We start from the raw sequence: 14,836 nt of genomic DNA on the forward strand, positions 1-14,836 counted from the left end.
TCAAGAGGCCATCTGCTACGCAGGTTTCCTTTCAATTTTGCAAGTAAAACAGGGGTGCTTTTAGCACCCCTGTTCTGTTTTATTTCGGAGGCATTAAAAGTGTATCACCACCGAGTTCCTCACGATAAGCTTTTATTTCTTCTAATCCTTTAGCGTTATCACCGCTGGGATAGAAAAAATTAAGAAGCTCTACAAAAGTTACATGATCATCTAATTTCATTGGCTCTTTCTTATGAAGTGCTAAATGTAATTGTATAAACATGTCAACTTCTGGAATATCACCATGCTGTTCCTTGAGTTTTTCACGCCAGTGCTCCGCATATTCCTCTGGATCCATATCACGGTAATTAGTACTAGCAGTATTCGGATCTTCCCAAGGTACAATAGTTTCTGTTTCCTGATTATCAATTCCAGGCCAAAGCGGTTTATTAACTTGTTCAGGTTCAGAATCTATAGGTGGACTCGTTGGTATTTCACCTTCTATTTTGACCCTACCTGCATCTATATTAGACACCTCAGGCGATTCAATAGGCATAGAAGAATCTGATAACTCTACAGTTTCAGCTTCAGTGGTATTCTCAGAATTAGTTTTCTCTATTACTGGTTTGGGTGGATTTTTGTTGAATACATGTCGTTTATATTCAACATATCCTAACCAGATTCCACAAACGCAGATAAAACATAACATTACGATAGCTAGTGTTTTCATTGATTTTTTTCTTGACTAACAAGGCAAAACATGTCACACTCGGGAAAATCAACGCTATTTCACAAGGAGCCTCTTGTGAACTGTCTACGTAGTGTTTACATTTTCTTAGTGGTTATAAGTAGAGCTGCGAAATAGACGAAACCGAGATACCTGATCCCTAACTTATCGTAGCGCGTCGCAACGCGCCGATACTGTTTCAACCGATGAAAGAACCGTTCAATGATGTTCCTGCGTTTATAGAGTGCCTCGTCATAAGGACGTGAGTCAGTGCGACTCGCCCGGGGCGGAATCACAGCGACACCCCCTGCTGAGACGATCGCCTCTCTAAAGGCATCCGAGTCGTAGGCTTTATCGCCTATGACATACTCATAGCAATAGCCTTCGATGAGCGCAGGAGTTTGCGTTATATCGTTGCGATTTCCAGGAGTCAAAATCAGCCGCAAGGGCACCCAGGCATCGCTGAGAGAAAGATTCAGTTTCGTGGTAAATCCGCCTCGGCTTCGCCCGAGACACGCCGCGTCTTGTCCGCCTTTTTTTTCGGGGCACCCGCGGCAGAAGAATGCGCCCGAACCATCGTAGAATCAACGAGAAGCGCTGAGATTTCACCCGCATCGTGAAAATGTTTATGGAGTGCCTCAAAGACACCCGTATCGCACCATCTACCGAACCGGCGATAGATCGTGTTCCAATAGCCATAGACTTCAGGCAGTGCCCGCCAGGAGGCACCCTCTTTGGTGATCCAAAGCACTGCTGAGAGAAAACGTCTACAGGCTTCGGGATTGCCGACATAGACGTTAGGATAAGACCGGAGAAAGGGTAACAGGCTTCGCCAAGCTGCATCACTTATGACATGCGGGAGTTCTTGAGATGTATCTGTTTTTGGGGTTTCCATAAACATATTATACCACAAGACCCCCTAAGTAGCAATACTTTCAAATGTAAACACTACCTAAGATGTCAATACACTTCGTCAAAAACGGGGTTGCCAACGGTAAACAGTGCTACGAGTGCAAACACTCCAACTGCAAATGGACCCAAAATCATAAATATAGAGGCAGACACATCCCTGAACGCGCACTTGCCGTCTTTCCCTACTGTCATGGACTTTCTATGAATGTTGTCTCAAAATGTTAGACATCGTCCAGAGCACAATCGTAGTAGGCACACGCCGTGGGTTCTCCGTAACAAATGATTTCATTAACCCAAATTCGGATGCGTCATATCCCATGGAACAACAAGCTCGTCAAAAGCCTCTCCAGTCAAGGCATCTAAAGCGATAGCAGCATCGCGGAGTGTGCATCCATGCTCATGGGCGTATTGTGCGACCTTTGCTGCGCGATCATAGCCGATGTGGGGGGTCAGTGCTGTTACAAGCATCAGAGATTCTGACAAATACCGTCCAATCATTTCCGTATTCGGAACGATGTCCGCAACGCAATTCGTTCGGAACGATTCGCACGCATCGCCGAGGAGTTGGATGGATTGTAAGGCGTTATAAGCAATCACAGGCATAAATACGTTCAATTGCAACGCACCGTTCGCACCCGCAAACGCCAGTGTCGCATCGTTCCCGATAATCTGTGTGCATACCATCGTAACGGCTTCGCATTGGGTCGGATTTACCTTTCCGGGCATGATGGAACTTCCCGGCTCCATCTCAGGTAACCGCAATTCACCGACTCCACACCGGGGTCCTGAAGCGAGCCACCGGATGTCATTTGCTATTTTAAACAGACCCACAGCAAGCGTCTTCAGCGCGCCGCTGGCACTCACCACTGCATCCCTTGATGCCAATGCTTCAAAGGCGTTCGGTGCCCGTTTGAGTTCTGAAATTCCCGTTGTCTCCGAGAGCCGTGCCACAACGCTTGCCGTGTAATCGGGGTGTGTATTCAATCCTGTCCCAACAGCAGTGCCCCCGATAGGAAGTTCACAGAGGTGTGGCAGTGCAGCCTCGATGCGCTGTTCCGCAGCGGTCAATTGCTGGACGTAAGCACTAAACTCCTGTCCAAGTGTCAACGGTGTTGCGTCCATCAAATGTGTTCGTCCAATCTTAACAATCTCAGCGAACTCGGAGGCTTTCTCCGCAAACGCCCCTCTCAAGGCAATCAATCGCGGCAACAGGTGCCCCTGAATTTGCCGGACCATTGACAAGTGGATTGATGTCGGGAAGACATCGTTCGTTGACTGTGATTTGTTAACGTGGTCGTTCGGGTGAATGGGATCCTTACTGCCCATCTCCCCCCCAAGCATCTCAATGGCTCGGTTTGAGATGACTTCATTGACGTTCATATTCGTCTGCGTTCCGCTGCCTGTCTGCCAGATACGGAGCGGAAAGTGGTCATCTAAGTCACCATCCATAACTTCTTGTGCTGCGTTGCTAATTGCCTCTGCAAGTTGTGGCGCAAGCAGACCGAGGTCGGCGTTCACTTGTGCAACTGCCTGTTTGATAGTGCCGAGTGCCCATATAGCTGCGCGTGGCAGACGTTCATCACCAATCTTAAAATTTTGGAGTGCACGCTGTGTCTGCGCCCCCCAATATCGGTCGTCTGGGACTTGAAGCGTCCCCATACTGTCTGTTTCAGTTCGCATTAGGTATTTATGCCTTTCGTTGCATAGAATTTTAGTCTTGTCCGTTCCGATACGATTTATCGTTTACAAATTTTATCATACTTTCCACAGGTATTTCAACCAGTTTCTGTCGCGCGCTGCTCTCAGCGGTTAGCAAATAGCAAAAAGCAGTCAGCTAAATCCTGTCAATCCTTTAATCCTGTAAATCTTGATTCAGACAACAAAAGGTCCCAAAATCCGCGTAACCTGTGAGCGTAATCTGGGTAATCTGCGATTCAGCATGAAAATAGGCAAGCTATTTACCCTGTTTCCTGTATCCCGACTAAAAATTTGCTATTTTCCTTTAGACATGTTATAGTTAATAAATATCAGTTCTCGGTTTTCAGTTTCTTGCACTTCAGTGGAGTGCTATGTCTATAGAGGAGCGCGAGTGGAAGCATCATTAGCCAATCCGTATTTGACGAATACTTTGACACCCCCACCGCCACAGACCTATCGCTATAAGTGTTGGCAGGAACGGGGCTACCATCCCGACCTGCGTCCAATCCCGTCTGACAGCGAATGTGGGACACTCATAGGTCAGATGGGCTGGGTAGGTGCCCATGCACACGCTCACCAATACTTGTGGGCGACTGCTGGTAATATGGGAGCCGTTTTAACGGAAGCCGTTGAAGAAGCATGTCTTATCCCTTATGACGCTTCACCGCGTTATCAGTTGCCCCCACAGATTGTTGTCAAGGGGTTAGCTGGAAGGCATGTCCTGCTTACAAAATCGGGGTCACGTTTGGATATGATTGGTATTGAACATCCTGCCCTTAATGTAACACTGATTGAGGTTGAACCCGATGGCATGCATTATCGGATGCGATTTGGCACACCAGATCAGGCGGCTCTGGATCGCAATCGAGATCGTATTGCACCACCGGCACCAACCAGTGAGATGTTCCATTACCTCCTCATTTTTGAGCAATTGGAGGAACACGGGTTTAATGCACTTGTGCATTTACAACCGAAGTTCTTGAATCTGATTTCTCGCACGGAGCATGGGGCACCTGATCGATTCTATAACTTCCTCAGAGGATATGAGCCAGAGACTCCGATTATATACGATGCCTCCAGCGGTATCGGATTTGTGGAAGAGCGGGCACCGGGTATCCCAGAGTTATCCTATGAGAGTTTGCGGCTTTTTCAAAATGGCGGGAGCCCTGAGCGCTACATTCTCTACTGGGTAGGACACGGCACATTTTCACGTGGCAGCGACCTGCTTGATGCCTATAAACACGCCGAGTATTTTGAAGCCGCTGCACGGATGGCGTGGGAAGCGAATCAGCAGACTGTTAAGGCGCAGGCGTATACAGAGGAGATTGTTAGCTGCATCTTACGTGAGTTCAATGCGAACCGTGAAATTAATAATCAACACTCAGATGCCGATTTTCCGGATCCGGATACACCCGTGCAGTCTGAGAACGTCTATAATTATCCGTAGTTTTAGGTTGTAGGTTAAGCGGAGGAACAGCATATATGCAAGACCCGATGGATTTCCAAGACGCAGCGCATGACGGTGCGGAAGTCGAAGCAGAACCGGCACGAGAGCAATTAGAGGCGCAGCTCCGTGATAGTATTGTTGGACGGTATATTAGGAGCTATAACAAGCGTTTACGTACCCTCAATCAAGAACTAAAGGAGATGCAACAGGAAGTTGATGACAAACTCACACGTATGGACCAGCGTGTTACCGAGGAGATAGCAGAGGTTAAGGCTGATATTCGCGGTCTTTCTGCCAAGCTTGGCAGCGAGGATTCCGGTTTAACACTGGATAAAATTGAGGGACTCGTTGATGTAAAGATTGATGCCCGGCTTGATGCGGTTACTGCGCGCGGCGAATCAGACCTTCAGAAGTTGTCAACACTGGTAAACGAATTTGCCCACGAATTCCAAACGGAAATCGATCGGCTGAGTAACGAAACAAAACTTCTACGAGAGCAGGCACGCCGCGGTCAGGAGTCGTTGCGCACAGAGTTAATCTCTGAAACCGAAACGCTTGAATCCACAAAAGTTGATCGGCTGACCTTAGCTGAGATACTGATTATGCTGGGAATGAAATTGAAAGACGATGGTTTGTTGGATGAATTCGGAATCAATTTGGACCTCGATGAAGTCTTGGATGGAAACCCGGAAGATGACGAAAGTTAGATATGCTGAGCGTTCCTTAAGGGTTTCATGCTACCGAAGATTGCAAGTCCACTTTCTAATTAGCAGTCTCTTGTGGGTGATGATCTACAGCGGAGTCGCCCATAGCGTCGCAGCAGACGAAGCAGCTACCTCAGACGAGATTTCAGTGCTTGCTGTCGGGGATATTACCGTCAGTAGCCGCATGACACCCCTGATTGAAAGGAAAGGTGCCGGACTGTTTTTTCAAGGCACTGCTGCCCTGATTCAGTCGGCAGATGTCGCTACCGCTTCCCTGAACACGAGCATTTCACAGAGAGGTGAACCTCGGTACGGGATTGAAAATCCGTTTCGGTCGGCACCGGGGCTTGGAAGGGCTATCGCAAATGCGGGTTTTGACGCTGTCTCTTTAGCCACTCCCAATATGATGGACTTTGGGTTTGAAGCCTTAGCGGATACCATTGCTGAACTGGAACGGTATAATGTCAAGTCGATTGGTGCTGGCACAAGTCCTGAAACGGCAATACTTCCGGCTTATGTGCCAGTCACTGTAGGCACGGGATCCGTACAAGTCGGTTTGCTCGGATACTACCGTGTGAATGAGTTCACACAGTACACTGAGGATCCGCTTGCTTACGCTGTTTATAGTGAGATGGTGGCGGCAGTTGAGCAGACGCGGTCAAAAGCAGCACTTGTAATTGTCTGGTTACACTGGGGGAGCCAAGGGCGAGCTGCTGATGACGCTATCGGACGACAACAGATTTTCGCACACGCACTGATTGACGCTGGGGCAGATATGGTATTGTGTCAGCAGATGCATACGTTTGGGGGTATTGAGTTATATCAGGGCAAACCTATTGTTTATAGCCTCGCGGACTTCATCTATGATACCTACGATAAACAGCACTCACATATAGTTATCCCAAAGGCGACATTTGCATCTGGTATTCTGAAATCAGTTGAGTTAATCCCGATTTTGACCGATCCACCGAAAATCCCTGTGCGACCTGGGAAACTTACGGAAACATCTGCCGCCTCCGAAATTGGGGCCGACCGGTTTCCGAGTCTCCTTACAGGCGAACAGGCGGTGAAAACCTTACAGGACTATCAGCAGCGCTGCGCGAAATTCGAGACGGAGGTAATCATTGAGGGCGAACGTGGGTGGATTCGATAGAGGTGAACGTGGTTTAACGCTTAGGGCATTCGTCATCGCGATGCTTCTGATTCCTCTTAACGTTTTTTGGATTATCGAACTGGAGGTCGTTCGTTATACACATCCGACATTAATCCATCCACTGTCCAATGTTATTTTCATTATCTTTTGGTTGTTAGTATTCAGTACGATATTGGGAAAACTGTCGTCAAAACTGAAACTGACATCAGCTGAATTGCTAACAATTTACGTCATGTTGTGCATTGTTTCTTCCCTCTGTTCGCACGATATGATGGAGATCTTAGTCACTATTCTTGGACATCCCTTCCGGTTTGCAACATCCGAGAATGAGTGGCAGCAGCTGTTTTGGAGAGACCTGCCGACATGGCTAACGGTTCAAGACCCTGGTGTCTTGTCAGGGTACTACGAGGGACAATCGAGCCTCTACCGTGAGGCACACATCACTGCTTGGGCGGTGCCTGTTGCATGGTGGACAGTTTTTATCCTCGTCCTGATGTTCGTCATGTTGTGTATTAACACACTCCTCCGCATCCAGTGGACCGAGCGTGAACGGTTAACGTATCCGATTATTCAACTGCCGCTCGCAATGACGGAGACGAATACACGGTTTTTCAAGAATAAGTTGATGTGGTTGGGTTTCGGGATTGCAGCGGCTATTAGCATCCTGAATTTGCTGAATTCCATTTATCCGGCAGTGCCGTATCTGCCTGTCAAGCGGCAGAACATTAATCAGTATTTTACAGGACGCCCCTGGAACGCGATGGGCGGCATCCGGCTTTCGTTTTATCCTTTTGCGATTGGCATCAGTTTTCTTATTCCGTTGGACCTGCTTTTTTCATGTTGGGCGTTTTATTGGATATACAAATTTGAACTAATGGCAGGGAGCATTATCGGTGTGCGGAATTTGCCCGGTTTTCCGTACGCCGATGCCCAAAGTTTCGGCGCATATATGGTCCTCCTTGGGGCCGCTGCTTGGGTGGGTAGGACACATTTCAAGCGAATTGTCGCCGGAGTTGTGGACGGACTCCGAGGTACATCGCAGGTTGATATGCGGCGTGAACCGATGCCTTATCACATCGCCGTTCTCGGTATTGTGCTCGGAATGCTGTTTTTGACGGTGTTTTCCTATAAAGCGGGCATGTCGCTCTGGGTGATACCCATCTTTTTCGGGTTATACTTTTTGCTGGCGACGATGATTGCCCGCCTTCGCGCAGAATTGGGGTTCTTAGTCCACGATTTACATAGGGTTGACCCACACGGATTAATCGTGACAGCAGTCGGCACACAACGGTTGACGACGAGTACAAAGGCTGTTTTTTCGCTGTATATGTTCTTTAACCGGGCGTATCGTGCACACCCGATGCCGCAGGAACTGGAGGCTTTGAAAATTTCGGAGCGGCGACAGATACATCCGCAACATACCGCTGCCGCGATCCTCATCGCAACCTTCGTTGGCGCGATAGTTGTGTTCTGGTTACTCTTGGATAGTTATTACCGACATGGTGCGGAAACGGGTTATTACGGACCTTGGGCACTTGGCTTTGGCAGAGGGGTTTATAGACAACTTGAGAACTGGTTGAATTACCCACAGGGTACCGATGTCCCTGCCCTCGCTTTTATGGGAGGTGGGGCAGGCATCGCGTTTGGTTTAACGCTGTTACGAACTCGGTTTCTGTGGTGGCCCCTGCATCCGCTCGGTTATGCAATGGCGAACAGTTGGGGGATGTATAATCTCTGGAGTTGTCTTTTCGCTGCATGGGTGATAAAAGCACTCATCCTACATCAGGGAGGGCTCAAAGCCTATAGGCGTACCGTGCCGTTTTTTCTGGGACTTGCACTCGGAGACTACTTATGTGGAAGTTTGTGGAGCATCGGGAGTATTCTCGCCAATACCACACTGTATCAATTTTGGCCCTGATTGTAATTAGCAGTTCGCAATTGGCGATTGGCAAATGGCACGCTATGTTTTTAGCAGTTGGCAGTTAGCAGATGGAAACTGTAAGCCAATAGCCAATAGCCATAAGTCATTAAAGGAGAAAAAACGTGGAAACTAAAGAAAACGAAAATATAGAAGATACTATGGAGCAAGAAGAACTCACCCGGGAATTACCGATTCTGCCACTGGATGACCTCGTCGTTTTTCCATATATGCCCCCTGTACCGCCTTTTCCCCCACATCACGTCGCCCTCTCAGGGAAAATGGCGACTGAAGCGGTTCAGGACTCTATGAATGAGGAGCGCATGCTCTGCATCTTTCGTCCGAAAAAGGACGATTTCAAAAATATTACCGTGAGCGATCTCAGTCCGGTTGGGAGTTTGGTTCACATCCTCCGTTATAAAACTGATGATGACGATGTCTTGTTTCTCGCCCATGGACGTGAACGTGTTGAAATCGAAGAAATTTTGCACACCGAGCCTTTCATCAAAGCCCGTGTCAATATTCTTAAAAGTGATGAAGAAGCGTCTGATGCGAGTGAAGGACAGGTCTTAGAAATTGAAGCACTCGTCCGTAGCAACGATGAGACTTTCCAACGTATCGTTCAGATGTCATCGCGTTACCAAGAAGAATACGGCAGCATCACGAAAACAATGCTTGACGAACCCGGACGTTTCGCCGACTACATCGCCGCTGTCTTGGACTTGAAGCCACACGACAAACAACGTATTTTAGAAGCTGTGTCTGTTTATGAGCGGTTAAGCGCACTCGCTGTTATTCTCGCGAAAGAACTTGATCTCCACGAACTGGAAAGCAAAATACAAAACAACGCACAAGCCGTTATTAACAAAGGACAGCGCGAATACTATCTCCGAGAACAACTCAAGGCTATTCAAACCGAACTTGGTGAAGCGGACGATCTCAGTTTTGAAATCGATGAGATGCGGGAACAGCTACACGCAACTGAAATGCCAGACAAAGCGAAGCAGGCAGCTGAAAAAGAACTAAAACGACTCTCCAAAATGCAGTCTTTCTCACCGGAATCCACGGTTTCTCGAAATTACTTGGACTGGCTGCTCAACCTTCCATGGTGTATCAGTACCGAAGATATGTTAGATTTGTCGGCTGCACAAAAGATTCTCGATGCGGATCACTACGATCTGGAAAAGGTTAAAGAACGCATTCTTGAGTATCTTGCTGTACGTATGTTGAAGACAGAAATGAAGGGCCCAATTTTCTGTTTTGTCGGACCGCCGGGGGTGGGTAAAACCTCACTTGGTAGATCTATCGCGCGCGCGATGAACAGAAAATTCGTGCGGATCTCACTGGGGGGTATGCACGATGAAGCGGAAATCCGAGGGCACCGCCGCACCTATATCGGCTCTATGCCCGGTAGAATTGTCAAAGGACTCCGACAAGCCGAGTCTAACAATCCTGTTTTTATGCTTGATGAAATTGACAAACTCGGATCTGATTTTCGAGGGGACCCGGCGGCTGCACTTTTGGAAGTCCTGGATCCGGAGCAAAATCACTCGTTCACCGATAACTATCTTGATGTTCCTTTCGATTTGTCGAAGGTGATGTTCGTCACAACAGCGAATCAGCTCCATACGATTCCACCCCCGTTGCGTGACCGGATGGAGACGATAGAACTCCCCGGTTACACCGCTAACGAGAAAGTGATTATCGCTAAGCAGTACCTGATTCCACGGCAATTGGACGCGAATGGACTAAAAAAGAAACTTATAAATATAAGAGATACGGCTATTAACAAGGTGGCGAGTGAGTACACCCGCGAGGCAGGTGTCCGGAATTTAGAGCGTGAACTCGGCACGCTCTGCCGGAAAGTTGCGCGCCGCGTCGCCGAAGGGAACACAGAACGAACGAACATTGCAGCGAGAGACGTTCCGTCGTATTTGGGTCCAGCGAAGTTCGATTCTGAAATTGCGGGTCGTAAAGCCGACATCGGTGTCGCAACAGGGCTGTCTGTCACACCCGCGGGTGGTGAAATTCTTTTTATTGAAGTTACCGCTACGAAAAAAACAAATGACCGTGCGGAGCTTCACATTACCGGTCAGATCGGTGATGTCATGCAGGAATCCGTGCAAGCTGCACTCAGTTATGTCAAATCCCAAGCCAATAAACTCAAATTTGATCCAAGTGTATTAGAAGACGATATCCATGTCCATGTGCCTGCTGGCGCGATTCCGAAGGACGGGCCGTCGGCAGGTATTACGATTGCAACCGCCCTCGCCTCCGTTGCCACTCAGAAGCGGATTAGTCCTAAAGTCGCTATGACGGGTGAGGTCACTCTCAGAGGCAGAGTCCTCCCGATTGGCGGCGTAAAGGAAAAAATCCTCGCGGCGAAGCAGGCGGGTATCAAGAAAGTTATTATGCCACAAGGCAATGAAAAACATTTTATTGAAGTGCCTGAGGACATCCAAGCAGGTGTTGAATTTCTATTTGTGGAGCATGTCACCGAAGTTTTCACGGAGGTATTCGCATGAAACGCCTATTGAGAGTATCAGTTGGAAAACAGCACGCTCGCACCTTCTACAGTGCGCAATTTTTTACGTATGCTGTTGTGTTGCTGTTTGCCACTTCATTTGTGGCACAGGCGAACATGACAGGGGGCGGGAGCCTTGATTCCACAACTGTACCCTACTTCCTCAAGGACATCGCGCCTATCCTTGATAAACAAGGATGTTCCGCCGGTATGTGCCACGGAAAATTTGGCGGACAGGGCGGTTTGAATCTGTCTTTGTTGACCTTGAATCCAGAATCGGACTATGAACCGATTGTACACCACAATCGCGGCAGACGTATCAATCTACTTGAACCGGATCGGAGTCTCTTTTTTCTTAAACCTACTGGGCAGGTCCCGCATGAAGGCGATATGCGATTTGAACCGAATTCGGATATCGCATTAACAATTCTGCGATGGATTGAAGCAGGCGCGCCCTTTTCGGATGACGAACCCCGCTTGAGAAAACTGGAAATTGAACCGAGTACTGTTGTCTTATCCGATATTGGAGAGACCGCACGACTCAAGGTCCTCGCCTATTTTTCTGATGGTTCTGTTGAGGATGTGACCGAAAAAGCCGTTTATGAATCTAAGGACGCACCGGTTGCTGAAGTGTCCCCCACTGGTGAGGTGACAAGCGTCCGCTGGGGCGGAACGGCGATTATCGCTCGTTTTTTGGGTGTTGTTGATGCCTCGTTTGTGACAATCCCGCGGGCTTCTGAGATAGACGCGGCTTCGCAAGCAGCCCAATTCACGCCTAATAACTTCATTGATGAATTTGTCCTTGCGAAGCTCAAGAAGCTCAATATCCGTCCCTCCGCGCTAACGACTGATGAGGTCTTTGTTCGTAGGGTCTATCTTGACACAATCGGTAGATTGCCAAGGTCTGATGAGATAAAAGCGTTTCTCGCCGATACCCGTTCTGATAAACGCTCGAAACTTATTGATGCCCTTCTTGAAACGCCTGAATGGGTAGACCTGCGCACGTTAAAATTAGCGGATATGTTGCGGATCCATCCGCGTAGATTGGGAAATGGTGCGTTTGGTGAACGTGGAGCGACCCTCTTTCACGAATGGGTGCGCGGGGCTGTCGCACAAAACAGACCGTATGACGAAGTTGTGCGCGAACTCATCACTGCCCGTGGTAGTACGTATCAACACGGTCCTACAAACTACTACCGCATTGAGCGTCAACCCGCAGGTAGAGCAGAGACAACGGCGCAAGTATTTCTGGGTATCCGGTTGAGTTGTGCGAGATGTCATAAGCATCCATTTGACCAATGGACGACTGATGACTATTGGAATTTCGCTGCCTTTACTGGAAAGGTCGGAATTCGCGGCGGTGAGCTTTACAACGAGCAAGTTGTCTACTATAACCCCACAGGACGCGTTATAAATCAATCTGTTCAGGGCAATCGCGGTGAAGTTGCACAACCGACGTTTCTTGGTGGTGAATCACTTTCTTCAGATTATCAAGGGGATGTCCTGCAAGTCCTGGCAGATTGGATGACCTCCTCGACGAATCCGTACTTCGCCAAAGCAACCGTCAATCGTCTCTGGAGTCAATATTTTGGCAGAGGTATTGTTGATCCGGTTGACGATATGCGAGCGACAACGCCCGCAAGCGTTGAAGGACTTCTCGAAGCGTTGGCGGATGATTTTGTAAAAAGTGGATTTGATACGAAACACATTATCAAGCGAATTCTCAACTCGCGAACCTATCAACTCTCCGCGGCGCCAAATGAGACGAATGAATTAGATGATCGGTTTTTCTCCCGTTTCTATCCACGTCCAATGGTCGCGCAGGTGTTATTGGATGTCTTAAATGATGTTACTGGAACCCAAGAAAAATATGGGCGTTATCCGCTTGGCACGCGTGCTGTGGCACTGCCGCTACCGGTGAGTTCACGTTTCTTGTCGCTTTACGGTCGTTCTGATCGTGAGTTCCTTGGTGATTTGGATCCGAAACTTGAACCGACGCTTACCCAAGCACTCCACATGATTAACTCCAATTACGTCAATAAGAAATTGAGAAGTTCCAGTGGTGCGCTCACGCGTCTGATAAAAGCGAAACCTGATAATCGGGAACTCATTACTGAGTTATATCTCAGCACATTAAGCCGGTTTCCAACGGATACGGAGGTGGAGACTGCTGAGGCGTACATCACAGGAAGCCCGAAGTATCGCACAGGATGCGAAGATCTCCTATGGGCACTCATCTCGTCGCGGTCATTTCTCTTTATCCACTAAGCTATGTGAATTTATGTACCACAAACTGTTAGTTTGTGTGTTGGGTTGGAGGACCCGCAAACTAACGGTTTGCGGTACAATAGAAGTGTCCAATTAATTATGGAATTCACTATAATTTTAACAGCGGGGGTTACAATAATGAGGCACTTGAAACGCTATTTCATATTCAGTTTCGCTTTGCTGCTTCTCGTCGGGAACCTAATTATGCCAGCATTCGGACAAGGAGAGAGAAAAGGAGATCTTGTTGGGCATTGGACCTTTGAGAAAGGTGTCGAGTTAGAAGACCTGACGGGACACTTTAGCGAGATTGAGCTCTTGGGTGCTGAGGTGAAGGATGGGAAATTGCACATCGGCAGCAATAAGTGGGCAATGACGACTGGATATAAGGGAACGGACATTGGACCTGACAAGACTTTGGTAACATGGATCTATTTAGATGATTTGAACGTTACAAAAGGTGCGACGCTGGCGGTCAATAAGAGTAGTGGAGATACCTTTGATGCGATCGTCTATGCGGAACGTCAACCGAAGCGTTGGATGGCTGGGAGTAGCTTCTTTATGCGGACGCAGGATCCGCTCCCTGGATTTGAGGAAAAAGAGACGGGGAAGTTAATCCAGTTGGCGATTTCGTATGAAGATGAGGGCGGAAACGCAAAAATTACGATATATCGGAACGAGGAGCGCATCGGTGGTTATACGATGGGACCGATTATGTCTTGGGAAGAAGGCGATGTGGAAGCACTTTTTGGACCGCGCGCCCTCATCGGTGGGACAGCGTACGGTTGGGTCGTCGCTCGCATAGAGGATGCGAGAATTTATAACGCTGCCCTCAGTAAAACAGAGATTGGTAACTTGGTTGAGAACACGCTCAGTGTCGAAGCGCGCGGTAAACTCGCGACGCTCTGGGGCAAGCTGAAGTTTTCTAAGTAGGGGTTCGATGAATGGTTATCTATTTCAAGAAAGGCAAGCATCGGTGGAAGCGCAAACCCCATACGCTAACCTGTGTTCGGGACGATGGAAGTGTCACTTGGACGCATCTCCCGCGTGGAATTGTGCAGCACGACTTTGCTCACTATGTTATTGAGACAACGCTCGGTTTAAAAAACGCGTTCTTAGGGCTTGTGGCGAAAGGGTACGACATCCCGGATTTCAACACACCAAAAGCGGCGCGCCCCTTTGAAATTCCGAAAGAAGCGATCGATGTTGAGCCGATTGTTGCATTGTTACAGACGGATATGTTGGATAGTGCCACTGAAGGGAACGGCATATTTCAGAATTACAGCGCAGGGCTGCCCATAACGCTTACAGAGGATCAACTTGACGTAATGCGACAGAAGTTGCGTCGGTTGCTGCAACGGTGGGAGGATTTGCGACCGGGAGAATCAATGACATTACAGTTTAAAATGTAAAACGCCGTCCGAGATTGAGTTTTACGACACAGTGGAATGTGCCTAGGTAGTGTTTACATTGTGTAAGTTATTGACATTTTTGTTAGGTTTTGGTAGA

The 14,836-nt window shown here is 48.3% G+C and carries 10 protein-coding genes and 1 pseudogene; 8 read left to right on the forward strand and 3 right to left on the reverse strand.

The features are described from left to right. Positions 1 to 79 precede the first annotated feature (79 nt). The 3 genes and pseudogenes from OXN25_14300 to fumC all read right to left on the reverse strand — a co-directional run bounded on the left by OXN25_14300 (position 80) and on the right by fumC (position 3,298). Complete coding sequence (locus OXN25_14300; GenBank protein ID MDE0426025.1) at positions 80 to 709, reverse strand: hypothetical protein; 630 nt, start codon at positions 707 to 709, stop codon at positions 80 to 82. 95 nt (positions 710 to 804) lie between these two features. Further along, positions 805 to 1,601: pseudogene (locus tag OXN25_14305) on the reverse strand (IS5 family transposase). A gap of 305 nt (positions 1,602 to 1,906) precedes the next feature. Further along, positions 1,907 to 3,298, reverse strand: a complete 1,392-nt coding sequence (gene fumC / locus OXN25_14310) for a class II fumarate hydratase (GenBank protein ID MDE0426026.1) — start codon at positions 3,296 to 3,298, stop codon at positions 1,907 to 1,909. Positions 3,299 to 3,707: 409 nt separating this feature from the next. On the opposite strand from fumC, the gene OXN25_14315 reads away from it, so the two are divergent. The 8 genes from OXN25_14315 (at position 3,708) to OXN25_14350 (ending at position 14,739) form a co-directional block, all read left to right on the forward strand. Next, complete coding sequence (locus tag OXN25_14315; protein ID MDE0426027.1) at positions 3,708 to 4,763, forward strand: class II aldolase/adducin family protein; 1,056 nt, start codon at positions 3,708 to 3,710, stop codon at positions 4,761 to 4,763. Between the two features lie 35 nt (positions 4,764 to 4,798). Continuing rightward, positions 4,799 to 5,470, forward strand: coding sequence for a hypothetical protein (locus OXN25_14320; protein MDE0426028.1), 672 nt, complete (start codon positions 4,799 to 4,801; stop codon positions 5,468 to 5,470). Then, positions 5,457 to 6,620, forward strand: coding sequence for a CapA family protein (locus OXN25_14325; protein ID MDE0426029.1), 1,164 nt, complete (start codon positions 5,457 to 5,459; stop codon positions 6,618 to 6,620). Before OXN25_14320 ends, OXN25_14325 begins: the two co-directional genes overlap by 14 nt. Further along, entirely contained in the window at positions 6,592 to 8,538 is a 1,947-nt protein-coding gene (locus OXN25_14330) for a hypothetical protein (protein ID MDE0426030.1), read from the forward strand. The genes OXN25_14325 and OXN25_14330 overlap by 29 nt, the downstream gene beginning before the upstream one ends. A gap of 125 nt (positions 8,539 to 8,663) precedes the next feature. Further along, positions 8,664 to 11,063 carry an endopeptidase La gene (gene lon, locus OXN25_14335; protein ID MDE0426031.1) on the forward strand — a complete coding sequence of 800 codons (2,400 nt, stop codon included), beginning with the start codon at positions 8,664 to 8,666 and terminating at the stop codon, positions 11,061 to 11,063. Next, positions 11,060 to 13,330 carry a DUF1549 and DUF1553 domain-containing protein gene (locus OXN25_14340; GenBank protein ID MDE0426032.1) on the forward strand — a complete coding sequence of 757 codons (2,271 nt, stop codon included), beginning with the start codon at positions 11,060 to 11,062 and terminating at the stop codon, positions 13,328 to 13,330. Before lon ends, OXN25_14340 begins: the two co-directional genes overlap by 4 nt. A 138-nt stretch (positions 13,331 to 13,468) precedes the next feature. After that, entirely contained in the window at positions 13,469 to 14,260 is a 792-nt protein-coding gene (locus OXN25_14345; protein MDE0426033.1) for a hypothetical protein, read from the forward strand. A gap of 11 nt (positions 14,261 to 14,271) precedes the next feature. Continuing rightward, positions 14,272 to 14,739, forward strand: coding sequence for a hypothetical protein (locus tag OXN25_14350; GenBank protein MDE0426034.1), 468 nt, complete (start codon positions 14,272 to 14,274; stop codon positions 14,737 to 14,739). Positions 14,740 to 14,836 lie beyond the last annotated feature (97 nt).

Source organism: Candidatus Poribacteria bacterium, assembly GCA_028820845.1.
GTDB lineage: Bacteria > Poribacteria > WGA-4E > WGA-4E > WGA-3G > WGA-3G.

Coding starts and splice junctions, on each gene's coding strand:
- OXN25_14300 (MDE0426025.1), bottom strand. CDS start 709: ATGAAAACACTAGCTATCGTAATGTTATGTTTTATCTGCGTTTGTGGA.
- fumC (MDE0426026.1), bottom strand. CDS start 3,298: ATGCGAACTGAAACAGACAGTATGGGGACGCTTCAAGTCCCAGACGAC.
- OXN25_14320 (MDE0426028.1), top strand. CDS start 4,799: ATGCAAGACCCGATGGATTTCCAAGACGCAGCGCATGACGGTGCGGAA.
- OXN25_14325 (MDE0426029.1), top strand. CDS start 5,457: ATGACGAAAGTTAGATATGCTGAGCGTTCCTTAAGGGTTTCATGCTAC.
- OXN25_14340 (MDE0426032.1), top strand. CDS start 11,060: ATGAAACGCCTATTGAGAGTATCAGTTGGAAAACAGCACGCTCGCACC.
- OXN25_14345 (MDE0426033.1), top strand. CDS start 13,469: ATGAGGCACTTGAAACGCTATTTCATATTCAGTTTCGCTTTGCTGCTT.
- OXN25_14350 (MDE0426034.1), top strand. CDS start 14,272: ATGGTTATCTATTTCAAGAAAGGCAAGCATCGGTGGAAGCGCAAACCC.